This is a genomic window from Tardiphaga sp. 768_D3_N2_1, from assembly GCF_052076105.1.
Classification (GTDB): domain Bacteria; phylum Pseudomonadota; class Alphaproteobacteria; order Rhizobiales; family Xanthobacteraceae; genus Tardiphaga.
On the sequence record NZ_CP197245.1, the window covers coordinates 978,965 to 1,005,451 of the forward strand.

Below are 26,487 nucleotides of genomic sequence, written 5' to 3' on the forward strand. Positions count from 1 at the left end.
TGACCCCGGGTGCGGTCGGTGCCGCCCCGGATCGCGTCTGTTGTTCACGGAGTGTTTTGATGCCCTTTCGCAAGCTACTGATCGCCAATCGCGGCGAGATCGCCATCCGTATCGCGCGCGCTGCGGCGGATGCCGGCCTTGCCACCGTCGCGATTTATCCGGCAGATGATGCGTTGTCGCTGCATGTGCGGATCGCCGATGAGTCCCGGGAGATCCCCGGCCGCGGCGCCCGGGCCTATCTCGATATCGAAGGCGTGATCGGCGCGGCCAAGGCGGCCGGCTGCGATGCGCTGCATCCAGGCTACGGCTTTCTCAGCGAGAACGCCGATCTGGCCCGCCGCTGCGCCGAAGAGGGCATCACCTTTGTCGGTCCGTCGCCCGCGGCATTGCAGCTGTTCGGCGACAAGGTCGCGGCCAAGCAACTCGCCAAGCGCTGTGGTGTGCCGATCATCGCGGGCACCACGGGCCCCTCGACGCTTGATGAGGTGAAAGCGTTCTTCACATCACTCGGTAGCAATGCCGCCGTCATGATCAAGGCCATGGCTGGCGGCGGCGGCCGCGGCATGCGCGTTGTCGAACGCGCGGAGGATCTCGACGACGCCTATGCGCGCTGCCAGTCGGAAGCCAAGGCGGCCTTCGGCAGCGACGGCGTCTATGTCGAGCGTCTCATTCGCAATGCCCGTCACATCGAAGTGCAGATCATCGGCGATCGGCATGGCGATATCAGCCAGCTCTGGGAGCGTGAATGCACGATCCAGCGCCGTAATCAGAAGCTGGTGGAAGTTGCGCCGAGTCCGTCGTTGTCACACAAATTGCGCAGCCGCATCGTTGAAGCCGCCAAAAATCTCGCGGTGGAGGCGAAGTATGACAGCCTCGGCACCTTCGAATTTCTGGTCGATGGCGAAGCCGGCGAGGGCGACGGCGCCTTCGCCTTCATCGAGGCCAATCCGCGCTTGCAGGTCGAACATACCGTGACCGAGGAAGTGCTGGCGGTCGATCTGGTTCGATCGCAGCTCGCCGTTGCCGGCGGCGCCACGCTGGCGTCGCTCGGCCTCGATCAGGCGTCGGTGCCGAGCCCGCGCGGTTTTGCCATGCAGCTTCGCATCAATATGGAGACCATGGACGCCACCGGCGCCACCAGGCCGACCGGCGGCACGCTCGCGATTTTCGAGCCGCCGGCAGGCCCGGGCGTGCGTGTCGATACGTTCGGTTATGCCGGCTACAAGACCAGTGCGGCATTCGACTCGCTGCTGGCCAAGGTGATCGTCCACTCGCCGTCGAAGTGGATGGATGTGGTCGCCAAGGGCTCGCGCGCATTGCGCGAATTTCGCATCGAGGGCGTCGCCACCAATATCCCGCTGATGCAGGCGATCCTGGCCAATGCCGACTTCCAGGCCAATCGGATCAGCACCAGCTTCATCGATCGCAATGTCGCCGATCTTGTCGCTGCCGCACCGGCAGCGAGCAAGCCGCTATTCGCCGCCAGCGGATCCACCGGTGATGCACGGACGTCTGCCGAGGTCGTGCAACTCGCGCCGGAAGGATCGGTCGCGGTCGCGGCGCCGCTGCAGGGCACGGTCGTGTCCATACCGGTGGCCGAAGGCGATATTGTCAGGCCCGGCCAGCAACTCGCCATCATCGAATCCATGAAGATGGAGCATCTGGTGACTGCAGAGCAGGGCGGTCGCGTCACCCGGATCGCGGCATCCGATGGCTTTACGCTGATGCAGGGCGAGCCCATTCTGTATATCGAACCGCAGGACGTGGCCGGCGACCTCGCCACGGAAGAGGCCGATTTCGATCTCGACCACATCCGGCCGGACCTTGCCGAAATGATGGCTCGTCAGGGCAATACGCTGGACGAAAACCGACCATCGTCGGTTGAACGACGCCGCAAGACCAATCAGCGCACGGCGCGTGAGAACATCGCGCAACTGGTCGATGACGGCTCGTTCATGGAATATGGCAGCCTCGCCATTGCGGGCCAGCGTCGCCGCCGCGCGCTCGACGATCTCATCAGGAACACGCCAGCCGATGGCTTGGTCGCCGGTACGGCCACGGTCAATGCCGCGAAATTCGGCGAGCACGAAGCGCGCTGCATGGTGATCTCCTATGATTACACGGTGCTGGCGGGCACTCAGGGCCATATGAACCACAAGAAGATCGACCGCATGCTGTCGCTGGTCGAACAATGGCGGATGCCGCTGGTGTTCTATGCCGAGGGCGGCGGTGGTCGTCCCGGTGATACCGATCGTCTCGGTCTCACGGGCCTCGATGGTCCGTCCTTCGTGCAGTTCGCCAAACTGTCGGGTCTCGTTCCGGTGATAGGCGTGGTGTCCGGCTATTGCTTTGCGGGCAATGCTGCGATGCTCGGTTGTTGTGACGTTATCATCGCCACGAAGAACGCCTCGATCGGCATGGGCGGTCCTGCGATGATCGAAGGCGGGGGCCTTGGCGTCTATCATCCGGCCGAAGTCGGGCCGGTGTCGTTCCAGTCTCCGAATGGTGTCGTCGATATTCTGGTTGAGGACGAGGAGGAAGCGACACGGGCCGCGCAGAAATATCTGTCCTACTTCCAGGGCGCAGTAACGGAATGGCGTGCGCCCGATCAGCGTCTGCTGCGCCGTGCGATTCCGGAAAACCGGTTGCGCGTCTATGACATCCGCGCGGTGATCGATCTGATCGCCGATGAGGACTCCGTGCTCGAAATCCGGCGTGATTTCGGCGTCGGCATGATCACGGCGTTCATTCGTATCGAGGGCAAGCCATTCGGCCTGATCGCCAACAATCCGAAACATCTCGGTGGGGCCATCGACGCCGCAGCCGGCGACAAGGCCGCGCGCTTCTTGCAGCTCTGCGATGCATTCGACATTCCGATCGTGTCGCTTTGCGATACGCCGGGCTTCATGGTCGGACCGGAGGCGGAGAAGACTGCAATCGTGCGCCATGTCGCGCGCATGTTCGTCACCGGCGCGAGCATCACAGTGCCGTTGTTCGGCATCGTGCTGCGCAAGGGCTATGGGCTCGGCGCGCAGTCGATGATCGGCGGCGGCTTTCACGCCTCGTTCTTCACTGCGGCCTGGCCGACCGGCGAATTCGGCGGCATGGGGCTGGAAGGCTATGTCCGGCTCGGCTTCCGCAAGGAAATGGAGGCGATCGCCGATCCGGTGGAGCGCGAGACATATTACAAGAACAAGGTCGCCGAGCTCTATGCCAACGGCAAGGCGACCTCGATCGCGTCGGTGTTCGAGATCGACAATGTCATAGACCCCGCCGAAACGCGCCGCTGGGTGATGGCGGGTCTGCGCTCGGTGCCGAAGCCGCCCCAGCGCGACAGCCGCAAGCGTCCCTGTGTTGACACCTGGTAGCACCAATCCCGAGGGCATCGTCATGACAACAGCCGCATTCGATACGCCGATCGATGACACGGGAGATGCACTGGTCGGCCCGTGGCGCCAGCCGCGCCAGATGCTGCATGCGCAGACCTATGACTCGCACGCCTCGATTCACGACGATGCGACAGCACAAAAGCTCGGCTTCAAGGGCGGGACCATCGAGGGGCCGACCCATTTCAGCCAGTTCGCGCCGCTCTGCGAACGGCTATGGGGCAAGGCATGGTTCGAGACCGGCTGCATTTCCGCGCATTATCGCGCTGCCGCCTTTGAGGGTGAGGATGTACAGGCCATTGTCGAAAAGCCGATCGATGGCGGCAATTACGCCGCGATCAGGATGATGAAAAAGGACGGCACCGAAGTGCTGCGCGGCAGTGCCTCAATCGGCCGCGATGCGCCAGCCTCCGCCCTCTACATACGGCTGACGGAACTGAAGCCGCTGACCGATGCGGTGATCCTGCGCGACATCGCGGTCGGCATGACCACCGCGCCGCAGATCGTCCGGATGGACTACGACCAGAACATGGGCGAGCTCTATCCATTCTCGCTGGCACAGAAGCTGAGGGTGATCACCGAGCCATCGCCATATTACGCGCCTGAGAGCGCAAGCGCATCGTCATGGGGGCGCGCGATCATCCCGATGGAAATGCTCAGCGTGTTGTTTCAGCACGGCAGCAAGAAGGATCGTCTGCCGGTCAAGGGGCCGGCCGTCGGTCTGTTCGCCGATCAGGAAATCCGGTTGCTGAAAGGTCCGCTGTTCGTTGGAGAAGACTACCGCATAGCGCGCAAGGTCGTCGCGATGTCCGGCAGCAAGCGCACCGAGAGCCTGTGGGTGCGCACCGAAGTCTTCGACAGCTCGAACGCGCTGGCCGCAACGATGCTGCTCAATCTGGCGACGCTCAAGGAATCCTACGCCAGCTACGACCGGGAATACGCAGCACCTCCTCGAAGCCACGCATAGCATGATACGCTATCTCTTGGCTTAAGGCGGTTGGAGCGTTGTATTAGAAATTCCCATCGATCGCGCTGCTAGAGCGATGAAAGCTCTGGCTGGGCTTCTTTCCGAGGCTCAAGAGCTGATTGCCTCCGATTGTAAAGAATGCCCGGTGCGCTTCGGGCAGAGCATCAAGCTATCGCGGAATTATTGTCCGGTCAGGTCATCGTGCATCCACGGTATCGGACGGCGAGGCCATGGCAAGAGCATCGGCAATCATACAAAAATCATCCCGAGATGTGACGCTCGTCACATCCACCTCCAGCGGAGCGCAGTAAGGCTATATGCCTCATCTGGAGGCAATCATGAGTGCATCAGAAGATGAACTGGAGCGATCCTATCGTCGATTATACCACCGCTTGATGATCAGGGCCGGAGTGATTTGCGTCGTCCTCATGTGCGCGATTGTGCTTGGACAGACTGTCGCAGTACCTACCGTCGTGAAAAAAATCGTTTCAGGCTTTAACGATATGCAGCCGTCATCAGGATTGGAGGCGCCACAGCTACGCGCAGGTCGCAGTTGCCGGCTGAAGAATTCCTGGTCTATGATTGGGGTAGCACCATTCGGTCCGGCGGCAGGTATTGAAGACAACGGCTGGCGCATCCAAGTCGAGTCACGCGGCGACATGGGAGCAATTTAGCCGTCAGGAGCGGCGTCCTGAAATCGCCGTAAGTCTAGCTGACAAGTTCTTGACGGGTAAAATTGAGTGCAATTCGCCCGCGGATGGTTTGTCTACCACTTAAGTCCTGATTATCGGCTTTCTCACGGCGCCTTGCAGTCGACCGAGCGTGATACTGAGATTGTGCGCGTTAGTGCACAAGAGTGCGGATCAGAACAGTGACCAGCGTGGCTGATGGCTAGATCAAGCGCTTCACTTGCATTCGAGAGTCCGGAATGGGTGGTGCGCACACTGCTCTTCGTGGACATCGTCGAGTCCGTGCGACTGATGGAGGAGAACGAGGCCGGTACCGTACAGCGATGGCGTCAGCTCGTTAAAACGGTAGATGAAGATATTCTGCCGCGCTTCGAGGGGCGGCTTGTAAAGAGTCTTGGGGATGGGCTCCTGATGGAATTCCCTCAATCTTCCCTCGCAGTGAAAGCTGCCTTTGCAGTCCAGAATGCGTGTGCGGGCATCAATGAAGGCGTTCCGCAAGATCAGTATATCCTCGTCCGTGAGGGAGCTCACGTCGGTCATCTCCTTGCGGACGAGCACGATGTTTACGGGGCTGACGTTAATCTTGCAGCCCGGCTAACGGGGTTGGCTGGGCCGGGAGAAATTGTCGTATCGGCCGATGTTCGCGACCAGCTCGTACCTGTACTGGACGCCGACGTCGAAGATTTGGGAGCTTGTTACCTTAAACATGTGCATGAGCCCGTTCGAGCATATCGCGTCGGCCCACCGGGGCCGCGACCCGTGATCGAGCCAGGTCCTGTATCAATGCCGCAGTTGCGCCCCACTGTCGCAGTCGTGCCTTTTACCGGGCTCGATGATAGCCCGGAACACCGGGTCATTGGCGAAGTGCTCGCCGACGAAGTCATATCCGCGCTTTCGCGTTCATCGGAGTTGAACGTCATCTCGCGCCTGTCGACGTCTGTCTTTCGCGGGCGGGATAGTTCGGTCGAGGAGATCAGCAGCTATCTGACGGCGAACTACGTTCTGTCAGGTTCTTACCGCAAGGCCGGAAGCAAGCTGCGGATCAATCTCGAGCTGGCGTCGTCGTCGAATCTGATGATCGTCTGGTCTGACTCGTTCGTTTGCAGCGCGACAGCTTTGATCAGCGGAAAGGATGGCGCCATTGCGGGTATTGTGACGGCGGTCAGCCTGGCGATCATGGCGCGCGAGCTTGAACGTGCACAGTCGCAATCACTCCCGACCGTCGAGAGTTACACGTTGTTGATGGGGGCGATCGCACTCATGCATCGCCTTTCGGTACAGGATTTTGACAGGTCGCGTCAGATGCTCCAGGTCCTAACGGAACGTATGCCCCGACAGGCCGTACCATGGGCATGGATGGCCAAGTGGCACGTATTGCGGGTCCAGCAGGGATGGACCGATGACTGGAGTGCGGATACGCAACTGGCGCTCGATTGCGGGCGGCGAGCACTGAGCGCCGATCCGCGCTGTTCGCTCGCGCTGGTGGTTATGGGCTTTGCTCATACGAATCTGCTGAAGCAATTTGATGTCGCGCAGGAGCAGTATGACCTCGCGCTACGCGTCAATCCCAACGATGCGATGGCGTGGCTGCTAAAGGGAACGCTTCTCGCCTTCAAGGATGCAGGAAAGTCGGCGGTCGAACACACGGAGCACGCGCTGAAACTGTCGCCGCTGGACCCTCACAGATACTTCTACGATTCCCTGGCCGCAACGGCTGCGCTCTCAGCCGGGCAGTACAAACGCGCCATCGATCTTGCAAACCGTTCGTTGCGCGCAAATCGCACGCATACATCCACGTTTCGTGCGTTGGCGATCGCGCAATGGCAGCTCGGCCTTCATCAAGAGGCGCGCAACACAGTGACTGAGCTGATGAAACTCGAGCCGGGCTTGACGGTCACGAAATATCGCGAGCGTCACCCCAGTGGCGGATATGAAACCGGCCGCATCTGGTCGAGCGCATTGCAGGGAGCTGGTGTACCGAATTAGCAGAGCGGGAGCGAGAACATGTGCACGATGGGTCCTGAAGGCGGTGCAGGTGGTGCTGGGGGCGCAGGCGGCGCCGGTGGCGCAGGCGGTGCCGGTGGTGCTGGGGGAGCGGGCGGCGCCGGAGGCGCGGGCGGTGCTGGAGCCGGACCCTACGGCAGTTACGGGTCGCCGCTGGTTGCCGACGCACTCGTCAAGCATCGCGACGGTATCGTCGGAAGCTGGCTCGGTCAGACCGTCAATCGGTCGCCGCGTGCGCTGGACGACAAGAAGAACCTCGCGCTCTGGGAGCCGTGGGTACGCGCGGCGGTCATCGACTTCGAACTGCTGTCGCATCTCCATTTTACAAGTCACTCGGAGAGATTCAGCTACAAGCAACAGGGCAAGAACGTCTCCCGGACACCGAGCGAAAAGTCGGTCACGGTCTGGCAGTTCCACGTTCAAACAACAGCGAAAGATCCGTCCCCCAAAGCAAAATCGAGCCGGATTGCGACCTTGATCCGTCCGTCCGCCAACATTTTCAAAGGCCAGCTGGAGTTTCTGGATCAATATTCCGATCTTCGCGAGGATCGCGTTTCGGAAATCGCGACCCAGCTCGGTCCTCAATATGCGTTCTGGAGTTCGATCGTGAACTTGCATCCGGAGCGCACCAAGAAGACGATCGAGCTGCTTGATGCTGCGCTCCGGTTTGCGACCGCGGTAGAAATGCGCATCAAGCATGCTCTGGCGTGCTGGCGACCGTATGAACTGTCGTCTCAGGTCCAACCAATCATTCTAACGCCGGGCCACGGGACGTTTCCGAGCGGTCATTCAACCGAGAATCACATGATTGCGCGCATCCTGTGGGAGCTCTACGGACGTGAACCAAAACTGGGTGAGCAGTTGATGCGACAAGCGGCCCGCATCGCGGTCAACCGCACAGTGGCGGGCGTCCATTTCCCGGTCGACACCGCGGCCGGTCAGGTGCTTGGACTGTCACTTGCCCGCTATTTCATTCTGCGAGCGAAAGGCGGGCAGAGGTTCAACGCCTGGCGGTTTGACGGCGGGCGATACGGCACTACTCAGGATTTCGATTTGCATGATTTCTATGATCCTGCAACCGGACAGGAAAAGCTGAGTCCCCTGATCGATCCCCCCTATGTCGATCAGCTCGACTCCACGCCGCCGGCCGTATCACCGATCATGAAGTGGCTGTGGGACGCTGCGCTTGCAGAGGTGAGCTAGCTGCTGGGAAATGGCGGTAGGGCAATCGCATTCGCGAGGTGTGCGTTATGGCAGAAGGACAGAAGCGGATTTCACCCTATCTCGAATGGGCAGTGCTGACCGAGTTCGCGTATCTGCCGGGTGAGTGGTTCTGGGTCTTGTTGGAGCTTGATGGACCAGCGGAAGCCTTTGCCCGTTCCGTGGTGAGCTCGGGACTGGATCAGTCCATTCGAATTCCTGCGGTCTATCAAGGGGCGCCGCCCTCGCTGAGAGGTGCCGATCTCACATGCTGTATGGCGATCGCAAGGCGCGAGGCTCTTTCCGCAATTGTTGGCGGCAATGTATCGCGCGGAGAGGCCAAGCGGTTTGCGCCCTTGCTGCCCTCGATCAATCGAATCGAGCTTGGAACGCCGACGACACATCTGTTCGAGAAGACCGAACCGATCGAGCAGCCGTTGCTGGCCACGAGGCCGTCGCGGCGGGCAATTGTCGCGATCATCGATGACGGATTGGCGTTCGCGCATGAGAGATTCCGTTTTCGGGATGGCCGATCGCGGGTGAAGTATTTCTGGAACCAGGACGATCATACAAATACAGGCATGCCGGCGGGGTTCGGCTGGGGGCGCGAGCTGCAGGAGAACGAGATCAATCAGCTGCTGGTGTCCTGCACGCATACCGGATTGCTGGATGAGGAGGAGTTCTATCGGTTAGCGGGCCAGAAGCTGGTTGCTCGCCGCGCCAAGCACGGAACGCACGTCATGGACCTCGCTTGCGGACGCGATCCGAAGCATGCGGTTCCCGAAGATCCGAGCCTTCCCTATATCATCGGCGTTCAATTGCCGAAGTGGGTGACAGAGGAGACGTCGGGCGCATTTCTGACTCCGAATGTCTACGCCGCCATCTCCTATGTGCTCAGTCGCGCGGATCAGATCTCGGCCGCCGAAGGGACGGGGCCAATCCCTGTGGTCATCAATTTGAGTTATGGGACCATTGCAGGCCCGCACGATGGCACGTCGCAGCTCGAAGCTGCGATTGATCAGTTGATAGCGTCACGCACCGCACCGCTCAGGGTCGTTCTGCCGGCCGGAAATCACTATCTGGCGCGATGTCATGCCTTTGTCGAACTGTCTCAGGCATCCGCCCGTAGCCAGCCGCCCGAGCGCTTGAGGTGGCGCGTGCAGCCTGACGACAAGGCCAACAGCTTTATGGAGCTCTGGCTGCCCAAACAGGCAACAGAGAAGTCCCGGCCCGAAATCGCCATAAGGATTACCACTCCGACGAACCAGCGTAGTCCCTGGATCGGGGCCAACCAGAACTGGCAGTGGCGCGTAGGGGGCCAGCTCAGGTTCTTCGCGAAATACGATGCTGCAGTCGAGGAGCGATCACAGATATTCCTTGCTATGGCGCCCACCGCTGCTCTTGCAACTCCTCCACGTACGGCGCCGTCCGGGACGTGGCTGATCGAACTCAAAAACAAGAGGGAAGCCACGACAGTCGATGTCTGGATTCAGCGCGGCGACACGCCGTTTGGCTATCCGCTGTCAGGGCGACAATCTCGCTTTGAAGACGAGGATTACGTGCGTTTCGATCTTGCCGGACGACTGGAGCAAGACGACAAGGGCTCCAGCCCGGTCCGGCGGGAAAGTACAATCAATGCACTGGCAACAGGGACGCGCGCGATCGTCGCGGGTGCATATCGTCGCACCGACAAGGCTGTCAGCGAGTATTCGGGGGGCGGAGGACGCGCGACGGCGGGTGGCGCGTCCCCAATCCGCAGCCCCGATGTGTCGGCAGTCGGAGACGAGTCGCCAGTGTACAGAAATCTGCTCGCCGCGGGCACGCGCAGCGGGTCCGTTGTGACGATGAATGGGACAAGTGTGGCGGCTCCCCAGGTGACGCGATTGATCTCGGAGTTGATGATCTCGCAGCTTGCCTGCGATCGTCCGGACGTGCAGCGCATCGTGAGAACAGGAGACACAAAGGCGCCAGGTCCGGGATCACCACTTGCTGTGCGACTCGGAGCTGGCCGGCTGGATCGGTGCGGACGTCCAAACAGACCCTAATTATGGGCCGTGTGGAGCACAGGGGACACCGCGGTGTCGAAAGCGAAGGCAGCGAGATCTGCGAGCCGCCAGGCGGCAATACGTAAGAACGCGATCTTCAGCGACCTCGCGCCCGAAACGATTGCCCAGCTGTTTCAGCGAGCGTCTTTCCAGACCTTCGAACGGGGAGATTATATTTTTCGACGCGGAGACCCTGGGACGTGCCTGTTCGGAGTTGTGGAGGGTTCGGTGCGGATGTGTGCATCCTCTCCTGACGGAAAGAGCGTGGTCTTGAATCTGATCGGTGCCGGGCAGACATTTGGCGAGATTGCCGTTCTGGATGGCCTCGACCGGACAACCGATGCAATTGCGAACAGCGATTGTGAAGTCTGGGAAATTGCACGGCGCGATCTGATCCCCCTGGTTAGAACCGAGCCGGCTTTGGCTGCAAAGTTCATTGATCTGTTATGCGCCCGCCTGAGATGGACAAGCGAGCATCTGGAAGAGGTGATCCTTCACGGCCTTGAGGCTCGTCTTGCTCATATCGTTGTAAGGCTGGCGGAGCGCAATCCGCGAATGGATGGATCCCTCGTGGTGAATATGACGCAGCAGAGCGTCAGCGAGATGGTGGGCATTTCGCGGGAGCGCGCAAATAAAATCATATCCGCCTGGGCGGAGCGCGGCTGGGTTCTGGTCAAGAACCGTACACTAGTCCTTCTCAATCCTCAGGCGTTGAGGGACATCGTCTCGCGAAGTTAAAACGCGACGGCGTCTCCACCTATCGGACGTGCGTTTTGCCGCAAAGCAATGAACGATCTGATGCTTTTTGGCTTTGGCGACGGGAAACGGACACTCAATTCCAGACAAGCGCGCGACATAGAGCCAACTCAAGTGGATACGGCGCAGCGTGGATATGGACTCATTGCCGCCCGGCACACACAGCTGTCACATTCCGGTCGTATGAGCTTGGGGGCTTGGTGTTGCCAGTACCTTATCAAATCTGCTTTGGGCTGTTGACGACCTCGGCCCGCAGTCGAGCAGGCGATTTGCGGCTTACATGTCCTTTGCCGATGTTCGAAATATTCGGATCTCGCTCCATCCGCAGCTGCTGCACGCCCTATTTTTAAGGCAGTGCCTGCGCGCGCTTATCTTTTGCTGGGCATTCGCGATCTTGTCGCCAGTCGCGGTTGCAGACGAACGGAGCATGGAATTTGATATTCCGGCGCAGGCGCTGGACCAGGCGCTGAATGCCTTCCGCTCCGCTGCCGGAGTTCATATTTTCTACGAGACCGCGCTGACGGATGGCCGGCGATCGCGGGGGGTTAAAGGCAGTCTTACTCCAGGTCGCGCATTGCAGACGTTGCTCGGAGAGACGGGACTTCTGGCTCGCCGCACGGACGTCGATGCATTCGCCATTCTTCCTGGGCGGGCGGAGCCAGATCGCGCGCAGGCGCCAGCAAGCCACCCCGATGGAGGTTTCGTAAGCGCGCTGCAGAACGGCGTTCTCGATCTGCTGTGTCGAAACAGTCAGACCCGGCCTGGTCGATACAAGGCAGCGCTCGAATTCTGGATTGCCCCGACCGGCGTCATTCAACATAGCGCGCTCATGGCCTCTACCGGAGATGTGGTCCTCGATACAGCTTTGCTGCGGGCGCTTCAGGGCGGCAGCATCAATGCAGCGCCACCTGCCAACATGGCACAACCGTTCATTCTCACCGTTGCGCCGCGCGCGCCGTCCGAAACGGGGGATTGTGTCGGGTCATCCCAGACCAGCAGATAGGCGACCCGGACCGTAGTCAATTTGTCATGCAGTCTTGATAGTCGAAATCGCCCCATCCCGGCATTTGTCGCGCCGGGATGGCTTGCGCCGGTGTCTAATCTGGCGAACTCGAGTTCTTGATTTGTCCGACGGGGCTACCGATTATGGCAGAAACAACGTGGGCACTGCTACGTGATCTGCTCACCGACAGATACACGGAGCTCAAGGCCAAGCTGACACGGCGATTGGGCTCCGAGGAACTCGCCAGCGAGAGTCTGCACGAGACGTGGCTGCGGCTGCATCGCCCAGGACATGTTGGCTCGCTCGAACGTCCTTCAGCGTATCTGTTGCGCATTGCCATCAATATTGCGACCGATCGCTTGCGCGCCGAAAGCAGTCGCGCGCGCCGGTCCGAAATCGATGCCCTGCTCGGAACAGGCGGAGAGTCTGTTGATCCGGCATTGGAATTACAGGCACGGCTCGAGCTTCAGATTGTTGAACGGGCGATCCGCGGATTGCCCGATCGGTCGCGGATGATACTGATCGCCTCTCGGCTTGACGGGCTAACCCACGAAGCCATTGCCAAGCAGCTTGGAATTTCCAGACGTACCGTCCTGTATGAGCTTAAGCGCGCTGTGGAATATCTGGATGCACAGCTCGAGAATGAAGGCTATTCGTCCCCCGATTGCACTCCCAAGTCCCCCGATGCGTCTTAGAAAGGATAAAGTACACAAGTTCGATGGTATTCATCAATGAGAGCGCTTGAGCAATGACGGCCGCGAACTGCTCGAAGGACGAGCTTGAGGCGCTGAAACGCGAAGCCTGGACCAAGCTCCTGCATGTCACGTCGGGTCACGCCAGCAAGGCAGACGTTGAAGCGCTGAAGCTCTGGTGCGCGCAAAGTCCGCATCATGCCGAGGCTTTTGCCCAGGTCAGCGGACGGTGGCGTGTGTTCGGGAAGGCCATCGAGAATGTCGCTCAAATCGGGCGTCCCGTGGGCGCAGAAGCGGATGCGAGAACGCGCATGCCGATCGGGCGTCGTGCATTTTTGGTCGGCGCCCTGGGCGCATCGGCGGCTGGGGCTGCCGTCATGATCGCGCGGCCGCCGATGGGATTGTGGCCGTCACCCGGCGAGTTCGCTGCCGACTACCGGACCGTGACGGGCGAACGTCGCCATATCGCGCTTGCGGAGCGCGCATCGGTGGACATGAACACCCGGACGAGCCTCAACGTCCGGGCTGCGAGCGACGGAGGCGATCAGATCGAGTTGATCGGGGGAGAGGCTGCGTTCGCGACACGGTCCAGACCGGTTGAAGTGATTGCAGGCAACGGCCGTGCTCGGGCGGACGATGCCCAGTTCAGTATCCGTCACAATGGCTCCGAGATCTGTGTGACATGCCTTGAAGGCTCTGTTGATGTCCAGCAGGACGGACGTGCTGCGACACTGCAGAAGAGGCAACAGGTCGTCTATGACGATCGCAATCTGGGTCACGTCCAGAGTGTCGATCCCGTGATGGTGACTGCGTGGCGTGAAGGAGAGCTGTTGTTTCAGAACGAGCCGCTGGCGCGGGTTGTCGAAGAAATCAATCGCTACCGGCCGGGCCGGATCATTCTGGTGAATGAGGCGCTCGGGCAAAGGCGCTTCACCGCGCAGTTCCGGCTGGATCGGCTTGAGGTGGTGATCACCCAGCTGAAAGCGACATTCGGAGCGCGGGTTGTATCACTCCCGGGCGGCGTGGTCCTTGTGAGCTGACTCGTCCGTGTCGGAGTTCGGTTGGAAAAATCAGCGCGGTACGTTGCGCACTTGGCGGGGCTCACTCGTCTATGGTCGTCGGAAAAGTCCGACGGTTGGCTGAAGCCGTGGGGGCGAAGGTCGACCATTTGACCAGAGAGTGCTCATTCATGTTTCTGCCGGTTGTTGACTCCGCACCTCGCTCTTTTTCCGCTCATCGTTTGTCGAAGCACGCGTTGCTGTTTGCTGGTGTAAGCGCGGTCGCACTTTTTGTGGCGAGCGACAACGCGCTCTCCCGTACATTGGGTGGGGCCGCGCCAACTCCGTCGATGGCAGCTATGGCGGCCGCACAGGGCGCCTCGCAGGCTGCGCAGCAGGCAAGCAATGCGCTCAGGCGGGCGACACAGTCTCTTCAGGCCATGCAGGCTGCGCAGCAGGCCGCGCGTGATTTCGCACAGACCGCACCGAACACAGTGAAAAATGGCCTGCAGGCCGGTGGTCTTGTGGTGATGCCGGGCGCGACATCAGGCGCGACCGATGGCGGTGCGGGATTGTGGCAGGGCGCGAATCTGCCGATTGAGTCCGTGACTGGTGGCCGCACGCAGGTCACGGTGAAGCAGAACGAGCAGAAGGCGATCCTGAACTGGAAGGAGTTCAATGTCGGTCGCGAGACGGATCTCTATTTCGACCAACGCGCCGGCGGTGCCAAGGCGTCGGAGTGGATCGCACTGAATCGTGTGGATTCCGGTGCCGCTCCGAGCCAGGTCCTCGGCTCCATTAAGGCCGAGGGGCAGGTCTATGTGATCAACCGCAACGGCATCATCTTTGGTGGCGCGAGCCAGGTCAACGTCAATACGCTGGTTGCTTCGAGCTTGAGCCTTTCCAATGCGCAGTTCATGGCGGGCATCAACAAGGAGCTCTATGTCTTCAACGATTCGTCCGGCAACAGCATCGCGATGCCGCAGTTCGGCTATCTCGGGCAGCAGACTCCCGTAAACGGTAGATCCATCAACGACCCCGCCCAGATCGCGGGCGCGCTGATCGGCGCTGCTCCGGGCGATGTGCGGGTCGAGGCGGGCGCACAAATTACGGCAGCGAGCGGTGGCAAGGCGATGTTGTTTGCGCCGCACGTCATCAATTCGGGGCAGGTTTTGGCGCCTGAGGGGCAGGTGATCATGGCCGCCGGCGAGCAGATCTATCTCAGGACCAGTACTGCCTGGCCTGATCCCGTCACCAACAAGAGCACCTTTCGCGGCCTTGACGTTGCGGCCTCGTCGCCCATGCGGTGGGTGTTTTCTTATGCCCAAGCGGCGCTCGAGAACGACCTCTTCAGCAAGGACGTCAGGAGTATCATTCTTCCAGAAATGGAGCAGCGCGCCGCCTCCGTCGGCTATCGTGTCGTGAACAACGGCATCGTCCAGGCCAATCATGGCAACATCACCCTGACCGGCCGCGATGTGATGCAGAACGGCGCGTTGCTGGCATCGACTGCCCTCAACAACCGCGACGGCTCGATCCGCCTGCAGGGTTTCAGTCAGGGGATGGGATGTTATTCGAGTTCGTATTGCGACCCGTCCGCTGGCATTTTGTGGTTTTGGAAGACTGGCACGGTGACATTGGCGCCGGGCAGCGTGACGGCGGCCATGCCGGATCTGTCCGATACCAGCGAGATCGAGTTGACATCGACGGGCACGCGCTACAGTCCGGGCCGCGTCGAATTGCGCGGCAATCTCATCAATATCGAGCGTGAAGCGAACGTCATTGTCCCCGCCGGCACCATCAGCGTGGTGGCGAGCACCGATGGATGGGCCACCGACAATCCCGTCTCCGGCGAGATAAAGCGCGACGGCAGCCGCATCTATATCGGCGAGGACGCCTATCTCAGCGTTGCTGGATTGCGGGACATTTTGATCGCGATGGAGAGCAATGTCGTTCAAGCGGAATTGCGCATCAATGAGCTGCGCGATTCACCGCTCTTGAGGGATTCCTGGCTGCGCGGACAAACGGTCTATGTTGACCGGCGCGCAAGCGGGACGTTTTCCGACGGCCTGATGTCGGGCGTGCGGTGGATGAAGGACAAGAACGGCAATGACATTCCTGGAGCCTGGCAGGGAACGCCGCTTGCCGACGTGTCGGCATGGCTTGGCGTGGGTAAGACGACCATCGCCGAACTATCAACGCAGGGCGGTTCTATCATCCTGAAGTCGGCCGGCTCGCTGATCACGCGGTCGGGCTCACTCCTCGATGTCTCGGGCGGCTCGGTTCGCTATGCGGATGGCTGGATCAAAACGACCAAGCTGATCGGCGCCGACGGGCGCGTCTATGACATCGGACAAGCCAGACCAGACCAGGCCTATGTGGCGTTTGCCGACGGCTTCACCCGCTCGCACGCCCATTGGGGTGTCACCGAGACCTGGGCAAGCCCGCTCGACAGGGGGGGCGCTCGCTACGAGCGCGGTTACACGGAGGGCCGCAACGCCGGCTCCATCCAGTTCTATACGGCCGAAGGCGTCGTGCTCGAAGGCGGCTATTCGGGCGGCGTGGTCGTTGGCGAACGCCAGGCGGCCTCAGGCAAGCTGGCGCAGGCTGGTCGCATGAAGTTCGGCGGCACGGGAGACGATGATCGGCAGTGGTTGCTCGCCAACCTGATCATATCGAACAGCCCGGTTCAGTTGCCGGCAGACTTCGGCGCGACGACGCCGCTCTCGTCGTTCTGGTATAGCGGCCTCAGCGGTGTCATTTCGCCGCCCAACGACGACTCGTTCCTGCGTCGTACGACCTATCTCGATTCCGATGTGCTGGCGGCCGCGGGCTTCGGCACGATCGAACTTTATGTCTCGAAGAGCTTCACGCTCGAGAAGGGCACGACGCTTGAGTTGACGCCAAGCAGCTCGTTGATCGTTCAGGCCAACTCCACGGACGCCTACAGCCAGAACTTCAGGATCGACGGCGTGATCCGCGCGGCCGGCGGCACCGTCAGGCTCAATCAGGCGGAGAACGTATATTTTGGCGCCGGCGCGGCCATCGACGTCAGCGGTCAATGGATCAATCAACGGACGGACGCTGCAGCAGTATCCGCGCCGGTCATCGGCGGCGGCAACATCGAGGTCATGAATGCGCGGTTCGAGCCGGGTGCCGTCCTCGATGTCTCCGGCGGCGGCTGGTACAGACTGCAGAAGGGCAAGCGCGAGCTACGGGTCGGCGACGCAGGTACGATCACTTTTGCCGGCATCGACGCCGCAGAACTCTTGAAGGCCGATCTGCGCGGCTATGCGGCCGGATCGGGCGGCAGTCTTTCCGTGACCACGAATTCGTCCCTCCAGATCGGGGGCGCGGCTTCAGCGCCCGCGGGCACCGTCCGCCTGGCGGAGACGTTGTATTCCGACCTCGGTTTCCGTTCGGTTCAGGTCACGTCGCGCGGTGACATCACCGTTGCGGACGGCGCCACCATCCGGCAACTCCCGCGCAGCGTCGAGGTGACGGATGCCGCCCGCTTTGACTCGGGTACGTCGATTACCGACATAGGCCCGCTTGTCGTGCTGCCGTTGTCGCAGCGTGCGGACCTTGCGCCGACGTCGCTCTCGCTGACGGGACGCAATGTGACGATCGGAGCCGAGGCTACGGTTGCGACTGATATCGGCGGCAGCATTACCGTTGCGATTCCGAGCAGCACAGCCGGCGGCGCGATCAGGATCGACGGCCGGCTGGAGGCTCTGGCCGGCAAGATCAACGTGTTGGCAGTGTCGGGGACGGTCACTGTCGCCAGCACGGCTGCGCTTGTGGCGAGCGGTGTGCCGGTCATCGAGATGGATCGCTGGGGTGCCCGCAGCGGCGTTGTGCTCGGTGGCGGCTCAGTGACCTTGGATGCGAATTCCGTCGCGATGCGATCGGACGCGCTGATCGACGTCTCGGGCGCCAGCGGGGAAATCGACGTTCCGGTGAAAGGGGTACTCGGATCGCGCAAGAGCGTACCGGTCATGCTCGCCAGCAATGGCGGCTCCATTTCGATCAAGGGCCAGGGAGTGATTGACGGAACATGGCGCGGCCAGGCGGGCGGTGACGGTGCGCGTGGTGGTGCGATATCGTTGTCTTCCTTGGCCTCTCTGACTCTGTCCGACGGTGCTGCCTCACAAGCGGGGTTGGTCTTCCGTCCATCGGTCCTTCAATCTTCCGGCTTCGCCGATCTCACACTCAATGCAACTTCCATTCGGCTCGAGGGCGTCGATCTCACGCTGGGGAGCTCGATCTCGATCAATGGTGCGCTGATCAACGGCAATGGCGCCGATACGCGCCTGTCGGCACCGTCCATCTCGCTCTATGGGTCATCTGCCACCGCTTCAGGGGCAAACGGTACACTGACGCTCGCCGCCACCGTGATCGACGTCAAGCAGGCGTTTATCCGTGGCTTCGCGCAGGCGGTGCTGGAAGCGACCGATATTCGGCTCGCCCCTTACAGCGTGGGACAGTCGGCTTCGCTCGACATGGCCGGCGCTCTGGTCTTGAGGGCAGCCCAAATCTATCCGGACTCGCAAACGAGCGCGACGATCAAGGCGAGCGAGAAGATTACCGTGCAGCAGAACGGCGTCGCTGGCGTGGCGCTATCGGCGGGAGGCTCGCTGACCCTGCAGGCGCCGGTGATTGAACAGGGCGGTACGCTGCGTGCCCCCTTTGGCCAGATCATTCTGAAGGCGACCGACAAGTTGACCCTCGGTGCGGGTAGCATCACCTCCGTCTCCGGCGACGGTCTGTTGCTGCCTTATGGCAATCTCAGCAACAATGAGAACTGGACCTTGCCCACCAGCAGCGGCGTGCCGGTCATTATCACGACTCCGCCGGAGAAGCGTATTACGCTCGAAGCTCCGAGCGTCGATCTTGCGGCCGGATCGGTCGTCGATATCCGGGGTGGCGGCGATCTCCATGCCTTGGAGCATGTACCGGGTCCCGGTGGTTCGCATGACGTGCTGACGCGCCCGGGAATGTACGCGATCATGCCGGCAATGGGCCCGGTGACGGCGATCGGCCAGAGCATCTGGCTCGCCGGCAGCAATGGCGTCCCGGCGGGGTGGTACACGCTTTTGCCGGCACGCTACGCGTTGCTGCCGGGTGCTTACGCCGTTCAGATGATGAGCGGCTCACAGGGCGTGTCGCTTCGGGGATCCGTGGGTCTGGCCGATGGCTCGGCGATCGTGAGCGGCTATCGCGGTAATGCGCTCGACGGCAGTCACGATCAGTTGCTGTCGTCCTGGCGCGTGATGTCGGGGGATGTCGTCCGCAAGTACAGCGAATACAACGAAGCCTTCGCCAATACGTTCTTTGCTTCCGACGCATTCAAGCTGACGCAGTATCGCCTGACCGGAAAGCAAGTCGTTACGCCACGGCTGCCCATGGATGGTGGCGCGGTGGTGTTCAAGGCGACGCAGGACCTGATTCTGAACGGCCAGTTGCGCTCGCAGGCAGCGGAGGGCGGTCGCGGCGGGTTGGTAGATATCGCGGCGGCGAAGATCGCGGTCGTCGGTGCGGACCAGAGTGCAGTAGATCTGCGCACCAATGGGTACCTCGTGCTCGACGCCACCAGCCTGTCGAACTTCGGCGCCGGCAGTCTCCTGCTCGGCGGTATGCGCAGCGGCGATCCGGGCGGCTTGCGGGTGGATGTGACCGCCCGCGATATCATCGTGCGCAACAGCGGCAGCTCAGCGCTGACAGGATCGGAGATCATCCTGGCCGCGAGCGAGACGATCGACATTGGCGCCGGCAGTGTCATCGCCGCGCGCGGTGAAGCGCCACGCGGCGCGGGCGATCTCGTGATGGCGCCGCAGGTGGCTCGCAACGGTTCCGTGGCGCCATCACGGGATTGGGGTGCGCTGATCCGACTCTCCAACGGCGATGCGGTGCGTGTGATCCGCGAGAACGTAGATCTTACGGCCGGAGGTGTGGTCACGATCGGCGCAGGAGCGACGCTTGCGGGCGGCAAGGCGCTGCTGATCGACGCCACGCGCAACACCTATATGAGACCCGGGGCGCAGCTTTCGGGCGCAACTTTGTCGGTCGCTTCCGGCCGCATCGGCTTTGGCGGCGGCAGCGGCCTGGTGCTCGATCCGGTGGCGTTGGCCATGCTGCGCAACACCGAAAATCTGATCTTGCGCAGCTACACCAGCATCGATTTCTACAATGCCGTGGACCTCTCCGGGCTACGTTCGGTGAATTTGGATGCCGCTATTCTCACCGGCTATGGCACGAGTAATATCGATATCGTCGCCAACCGGCTGGTGCTGGAAAACACGACAAGCACCTTCAGCGAGCCGATCGGCGCCGGTCATGGCCGCCTGAATCTCGTCGCGGAGGAATTGGCTTTCGGTCAGGGCGCCAAGGCGCTGCGCGGATTCGATACGGCAGTGCTGACTGGCACGACGCGTATTGTCGGCGAAGGCAAAGGCTCGCTTGATGCCGGCAACGCGGCAGTGACATTGTTCGCGCCGCTTCTGACCGGCCGCGGCGGTGCGGCGCAATCGCTGACCACGACTGGCGGGCTCACGGTTGCGGCGCATGGGACGACAACACCGGCGCGAGACCAGAACAGTCTCGGTGCACGCTGGAGCTTGACCGGCAGTTCGGTTCTTTTCGGCGGACGCGCCGACGCTCTGGGCGGCACTGTCGAGCTGACCGCCACGCGTGGCGATGTGATGCTCGCGGCGGGCGCGCTGATCGATGTCGGCGGGTTCGGCAAGCAATTCTTCGACGTCGCGGAATACACAGATGCAGGGCGGATCGCGCTGACGGCTACTGGCGGCTCCGTGCAGATGGCTGCTGGCGCTGTGCTTGACCTCGCTGCGCAGCCGGGCGGCGGCGGCGCAGGTTCACTCGCCATCACGTCGGATGGCAGCCAGGTGGTGCTCGACGGCACGATCAGGGCGCAAGCAGCAGCCGGTCTGCGTGGCGGCGCGTTCTCGCTCGATATTGCGCAACTGCCGAACTTCGCGGCGCTGAACCAGCGCCTGAACGAGGCAGGTTTCACCAGATCACGTGGGTTCCGCATCCGCGCCGGGGACGTCATGGTGGACGGCACGACGCTGACGGAATCGTTCACGCTGGCAGCAGACCGTGGCCGCGTGACCATCGCCGGCACAATCGATGCGCGAGCCCGCTACGGCGGCTCGATTGCCATCTATGGCGGCAACGGTCTCACGATGACTGGCGCTGCCGTATTGCAGGCAGGCGCGACCGATAGCGAGGATCATCTCGGCTCCGGCCGCGTGACCCTCGGCATCTCGGGCGGCGCACTTGCGGTTCAGGGCGGCCTGATCGATGTGGCGGGCGGCGAGGGCGGCAAGGTCACCCTGCGGGCGCCGGTGATCGTGCAGCCGGGCGCCGACACTGTGAACGTCGCCTTTGCCGGCAGCATCGCCGGCGCGCGTGAGATCGTGCTCGAAGGCTTCAAGCAGTTCGACCTCGCGAGTCTTGCAAGCAATCCCAACTTCGTCGGTGTGAAGATCAACAGCAGCGGCCAGGCCGAACTCGATCTTGCCGCTGTGGCCGCCGGCAAGCTCAACGTGCTGGCAGATTACGGCGCCGGCACGCTGGTCGAGTTCGTGCGCGATTTTGATATCTCAGCCGCCTATGCCGGTCTCGGTAGTCTCGTCAGCCAGTCGAACTTCCACGCTCGCCCCGGGATGGAGCTCAATTACGCCGGCGATATCGTACTCAAGTCCAACTGGAATCTTGGCGCGGGTACTGTCGATCAGGCCGCCGCGATGGCGGCCGGCGTTATGGCTATCGACCCGCTATTGGGTAAGGCTTACGTGGTTCCGGGTCAGGAAGGCAGGCTCCTGCGCGACTATACGACAATGGTCTACCGTACCGGAGGCAGCATCCTCGGCGAGTCCGGCGCGCTGACATTGCGTGCCGAAGGCAGTATCGATCTCAAAGGTAGCATCAGCGACGGTTTCTTCCAGTTCGGCAATACACTCGATAGTCGATATATCGAGCTCAACAAAACGACCGGTTCGATGCTGACGCTCGTCCTCAATGGCGGCCGCAACAATACGAGCAACAACCTCACAGCCTATAGCAACACGCTGACGGCCCTTCCTGCCTACTATGCGGGCATCAACTTCTCGACGCAGGGCATTTTGAAAACGCAGACCCCTGTGACGGGGAGCACCGCGGTCCCGTTCGATCCCGCAGCGAATACGCCCGCCGCCCCATCGCCCAATGCGCTCGGCAATGCGGTGTTGTTGCCCTCAATCACCAGGATGGACGGGACCACGGTTGCCGCGACATCCTGGAGCGAGACTCTCGTCGCCGGCGCAGCGCCGGTGGGCCAGAGCGCCGACCCGACGCGTCGCGCGGCTGGCGCTGCCGGCAGCATCACTTTGAGTGCCCAATCGCCCATCTCCTATATCAGCGGCGGGACAACTGTGTCCGACATTACTCTCGTGGACGCGGATCCGGGCTACAGCGCTCTCTTGAAGCCGAACGCAACGGGCGCGGTGAACCCTTCGTCCTGGCTCGCGACCCTCGAGACTGCGGCAGGGGCGCGCCTGAATGCAGGGTCGAGCGCAGTCATCAATCTGGGGACCACCGGCGAAGCCGGCTACACCTATCTGCTGAACTTGTGGACGGCTTACGCAGCAGCGAAGGGAGTAACCGACTACAAGATCATTACCGCCAGCAGCCGGGTCAATGTCCTCACGAATTACTCCACCTTCGCCGATTTCTATACGACACAGATACTTCCCAACCTGCGCACCATCGCGCTCCTTTATTCGTCGGTTCAGCCCAGCACGACGACGAGCGTGATGACGCCCATCACGGCTGTGCGCACCGGAACGGGTGACATCACGATTGCCGCGAACGGCGACATCAGGCTGAGCGAAGCGGCGTCGATCTATACCGCCGGCCGGCGGGATCTCGCGCTGCTCGATGATTTCACGACGGCACCCGACAGCGCCGCATTCGGTGTCGGGGGCGGACATCTTCAGGTCGCGGCTGGCGGCAATATCGAGGTGACACTTCCGGCCGATCGCACCCAGATGCAGCACTACACCGAGTGGCTGAAGAAGCAGGGGGCCACCGATGCATCCTACGTATTCGGGCCTTACAGGCATTCTGCATTGGGTGACCAGCCGGCCAGGCAAAGCGCCTGGTGGATCGACTACGGCAATTTCGAGCGCGGTGTCGGGGCGCTCGGTGGCGGAAACGTCGCGGTCAGCGCCGGCGGCGATCTGGTCAATCTGACGGTCGCGCTTCCGACCAACGGCCGTGTGCGCGGTGGCCGCTCTGTCGACGAGCGTAAGCTGCTGGAGCTGCGCAATGGCGGATCGATGTCGGTCGAGGCAGGTGGGGCAATCCGCGCCGGTTATTACTATGTCGGGCGCGGAGCCGGGACGATCGAAGCGGCTGAATTCGATTTTGGCCGCTTGGTCAACGTCCGTATTGGGCAGAACCAGCTGACGACCTATGCGATCGCACCTATCCTGTCTCTCGGCGACGCAACGCTCGATGTGCACACAGCCGGTGATCTCATATTGCAAACCGTGCTTGACCCGTTGCTGGTCGGCAAGGGCGAGGCCAGCGAATTGGCCTATATGAGCGGCCAGACGGATCGCACAGCGCTGACGCTTACCTCGACCGGCGGCGATGTCGGGATTGTCGGTCAGGTCGACTATCTGTCGAAGGATATCGACTTTGTGAGCTCCTCGACCGCCGCACGTTACTATTCCAGGGTGAACAGTCTGGCCGGAAACCTCTATCCGTCCAGGGTTCGCATCACGGCGCTGAATGGCTCTGTCCTCAATGCCGGTGTGATCTATACTCTCCCAGGCAGTCGTCCGGAGCTGCGTATCCTTGCTGGAAACGATGTCTATCCAGGGTCAATCCTCATGTCCCGGGCGACGCCGGCCATGATCCCGTCTCCGTTTGAGCCAGTGGGGGGCGACGGTTCGCTGATCCAGTTGCCGAGCTGGTATGACTTCCACGCCGTTCTCTACAACGACATCGTCACGCCCCCGAGCAATCTGGCCGGTCACCAGTTGCATCACTACGGTCTGCGCAATCCCGAGCATCTGCCGAATGAGAACGACTACGAACCCAGCCGCATTTATGCGCTGTCCGGGTCGATCATCGGCTCACCGCGACCTGTGCAAGGGCCCGGGACGCCGTCGGCCATCGTAACGAACGAGGCAACCTGGTTCAGGGCAGGCATGGATATCCGCGACATCGACTATGCACCGCGCAATATCCGAACGACGGACGTCACCTTGCTTGAAGCCGGCAACGACATCATTGGCGGCTCCAATCCATACTCCTCGTCCATGCTTGGCGGGCGCTATGGCGGGCATGTCGATATCACGGGGCCGGGCGCGCTGGTGCTCTCGGCGGGACGCGATGTCTATGGCACCGATCTGGCGCTCTACAGCCGCGGAAATAAGGGCTACGGCACCAACAACCGCGTCATTCCCGGCACCAGGATCGCGGGTCTTCCCGACGAGGGCGCGGCGATCACGGTGATGGCCGGGTTGAACGGCAAACAGCCGTCCTATGCGGCGTTCATGGCGGCCTATCTCGATCCGGCCAATGTCGCCGCGATGCCGGACTACCTCAAGACGACACTGGCCGATGGCACGGTTGTTCCTCTCTATCTCACCGACGCCGCCGAAACGCGCAAGAGCGGTAGCGTAAAGACCGTGCGCGACGGCCTCGTCTCCTTTGTCGAGAAGATTACAGGTGAAAAGCTGACACCACTCGATGCCTGGACCCGGTTCCAGGCGCTGCCGCAATTCACGCAACAGCGCTTCCTGCGTCAGGTCTATATGCAGGAGTTGCGGGAGGCGGGAGCAGATCAGAAAACCCCCGGAGAAGATGGGCGGCCGCGTAATCAAGGTTACAACCGCGGCTATGCGGCGATCGATAAGTTATTCCCCGGTCACGACTGGAAGGGTGACGTGACGATGGGCAACGGGCTGTTCCGCACCATGGCCGGTGGCGACATCGAGGTGCTGACGCCGGGTGGCGGTTTGCAGGTTGCGGCGCTGGGGACGGACGCTGGCGCCGGCTACGGCCTGGTCACTCTCGGCTATGGCGACATCAACATCTTCGCCCGCAACAACATCATCGTGAACCGCTCGCGCATCCTGACCTTCGCCGGCGGCGATGAGACGATCTGGTCGACGCTCGGCGACATCGATGCCGGGCGCGGCGCCAAGACGACACGCGTGCCGTCGGCGCCGGAGATCCAGACCGACGTCGATGCGGTGACGACCGTGCGGGAGACGCCGGACATTTCCGGCAGCGGCATCGGTACGGTCGTCGGCTTCATCGGCACGGTCGCCGGCGTGACAAGCGTCGAGGAGGGCGACGTCAGCCTGATCGCGCCGCGGGGCACGGTCAATGCTGGCGACGCAGGCGTGCGCGTGAGCGGTAACCTCAATGTCGCGGCTCTCTATGTGCTGAATGCGAACAATTTCAAGGTCTCTGGCGAGATCAAAGGTTTGCCGCCAAAGGAGAATTCGATCACTCCCTTGAAGCTTGAGGGCGGCGAAGCGAGCAAGGCAGCCACCGACGCGGCGAAGGATGTCGCGCAGCCCGGCAAAGCCCAGCAGGCTTCTGTCATCATCGTCGAGGTGCTTGGCTATGGCGGCGGAGACAGCGGTTCAACTCGCCAGCAAGAGGACGAAGGCCGCGCGCTGCGGGATCGACGAAGCTACAATCCGAACAGCGCGGTGCAATATGTTGGAGCCGGTTCGCTGAATGGCGAACAGCGACGACAACTGATCGAGGAATGATGCCTCGCGCTTTGCAAGCCGTCGGACCTGGACGAGTGTCCCCAATCGGGCCGCTCGTCCAATAACTCACATCTTCCGGTCATCCGGTTTGAAATCGAGCCCGATGTCGAGAACGCCGACGCTATGGGTGAGCCAGCCGATCGAGATCAGATCGACGCCGGTGGCAGCGATGTGTGGCGCAGTCGTGGGTGTGATGCGGCCGGAGGCTTCGGTTACCGCACGACCTGCGACCATCGCGACGGCTTTTGTGAGCGTCGCCGGATCCATATTGTCGAGAAGCACGGCATCGACACCGTGATCGAGCGCCTCGCGCAGCTGATCGAGCGTATCGACTTCGAGTTCGATCTTGACCAGGTGGCCAACACCAGCTTTGGCCCGCTTCAACGCCTCGGTGACGCTGCCAGCGATGGCGACGTGATTGTCCTTGATGAGCACGGCATCGTCGAGGCCGAACCGGTGATTGCTGCCACCGCCAACACGGATTGCATATTTTTCGATGGCGCGCAGCCCTGGCGTTGTCTTGCGCGTACAGACAATTTGCGTCCGGTAGTCTCGGACTGCTGCAACCACAGAGGCCGTTGCCGTCGCAATGCCGCTCAGGCGACACAGGAAATTCAATGCAACCCGTTCAGCGGTCAGAATACCTCGCGCGGGGCCGGTGATCGTGGCGATCACATCGCCGGGCGCCAGGACTGTGCCGTCGTTGCGCGCGATCTGCATCTCGATCGCGGGATCAATCAGTTGAAAGGCTAGACGAGCGAGGTCTAGCCCGGCCACCACGCCGGGCTGGCGCGCGACAAGAAGTGTCGTGGCGCGTCGACCGGCTGGCACGATCGCATCGGTGGTGAGATCTCCGGCGCGTCCGAGATCTTCAAGCAACGCCATGCGAACCAATGGCTCGATCATGACATGGGGGAGCGGCGAGGGCGTCATGGCGATCCTTTTG

General features: G+C 61.7%; 12 protein-coding genes. 11 read left to right on the forward strand and 1 reads right to left on the reverse strand.

From position 1 onward, the window contains the following. The first annotated feature begins 59 nt into the window (after window positions 1-59). The 11 genes from AB8A27_RS04580 to AB8A27_RS04630 all read left to right on the forward strand — a co-directional run bounded on the left by AB8A27_RS04580 (window position 60) and on the right by AB8A27_RS04630 (window position 25,541). Complete coding sequence (locus tag AB8A27_RS04580) at window positions 60-3,368, forward strand: carboxyl transferase domain-containing protein (protein ID WP_441240889.1); 3,309 nt, start codon at window positions 60-62, stop codon at window positions 3,366-3,368. 22 nt (window positions 3,369-3,390) lie between these two features. After that, a complete protein-coding gene (locus tag AB8A27_RS04585) occupies window positions 3,391-4,353 on the forward strand; it encodes a hypothetical protein (protein WP_441240890.1) in 963 nt (320 codons plus the stop codon). 338 nt (window positions 4,354-4,691) lie between these two features. Beyond that, window positions 4,692-5,027 (forward strand): hypothetical protein, encoded by a 336-nt coding sequence (locus AB8A27_RS04590; protein ID WP_441240891.1) that lies wholly within the window; start codon window positions 4,692-4,694, stop codon window positions 5,025-5,027. A gap of 261 nt (window positions 5,028-5,288) precedes the next feature. Next, window positions 5,289-7,028 carry an adenylate/guanylate cyclase domain-containing protein gene (locus AB8A27_RS04595; protein WP_441240892.1) on the forward strand — a complete coding sequence of 580 codons (1,740 nt, stop codon included), beginning with the start codon at window positions 5,289-5,291 and terminating at the stop codon, window positions 7,026-7,028. An 18-nt stretch (window positions 7,029-7,046) separates the two neighbouring features. Then, a complete protein-coding gene (locus tag AB8A27_RS04600) occupies window positions 7,047-8,249 on the forward strand; it encodes a phosphatase PAP2 family protein (protein ID WP_441240893.1) in 1,203 nt (400 codons plus the stop codon). 47 nt (window positions 8,250-8,296) lie between these two features. Continuing rightward, a complete protein-coding gene (locus AB8A27_RS04605; protein ID WP_441240894.1) occupies window positions 8,297-10,291 on the forward strand; it encodes a S8 family serine peptidase in 1,995 nt (664 codons plus the stop codon). Window positions 10,292-10,324: 33 nt separating this feature from the next. Next, complete coding sequence (locus AB8A27_RS04610) at window positions 10,325-11,029, forward strand: Crp/Fnr family transcriptional regulator (RefSeq protein WP_441240895.1); 705 nt, start codon at window positions 10,325-10,327, stop codon at window positions 11,027-11,029. 298 nt (window positions 11,030-11,327) lie between these two features. After that, on the forward strand, window positions 11,328-12,050 hold the full coding sequence (locus AB8A27_RS04615; protein ID WP_441240896.1) for an energy transducer TonB: 723 nt from the start codon (window positions 11,328-11,330) through the stop codon (window positions 12,048-12,050). A 143-nt stretch (window positions 12,051-12,193) separates the two neighbouring features. Further along, window positions 12,194-12,745 carry an RNA polymerase sigma factor gene (locus AB8A27_RS04620; protein ID WP_441240897.1) on the forward strand — a complete coding sequence of 184 codons (552 nt, stop codon included), beginning with the start codon at window positions 12,194-12,196 and terminating at the stop codon, window positions 12,743-12,745. A gap of 53 nt (window positions 12,746-12,798) precedes the next feature. After that, complete coding sequence (locus AB8A27_RS04625) at window positions 12,799-13,782, forward strand: FecR family protein (protein WP_441240898.1); 984 nt, start codon at window positions 12,799-12,801, stop codon at window positions 13,780-13,782. Window positions 13,783-14,099: 317 nt separating this feature from the next. Then, the gene (locus tag AB8A27_RS04630) at window positions 14,100-25,541 is read left to right on the forward strand and encodes a filamentous haemagglutinin family protein (protein WP_441240899.1); all 11,442 of its coding nucleotides are present in this window, start codon (window positions 14,100-14,102) and stop codon (window positions 25,539-25,541) included. 66 nt (window positions 25,542-25,607) lie between these two features. Here the strand turns inward: AB8A27_RS04630 and nadC are convergent, their stop codons facing one another. Continuing rightward, entirely contained in the window at window positions 25,608-26,474 is an 867-nt protein-coding gene (nadC, locus tag AB8A27_RS04635; protein WP_441240900.1) for a carboxylating nicotinate-nucleotide diphosphorylase, read from the reverse strand. Window positions 26,475-26,487: the final 13 nt, after the last annotated feature.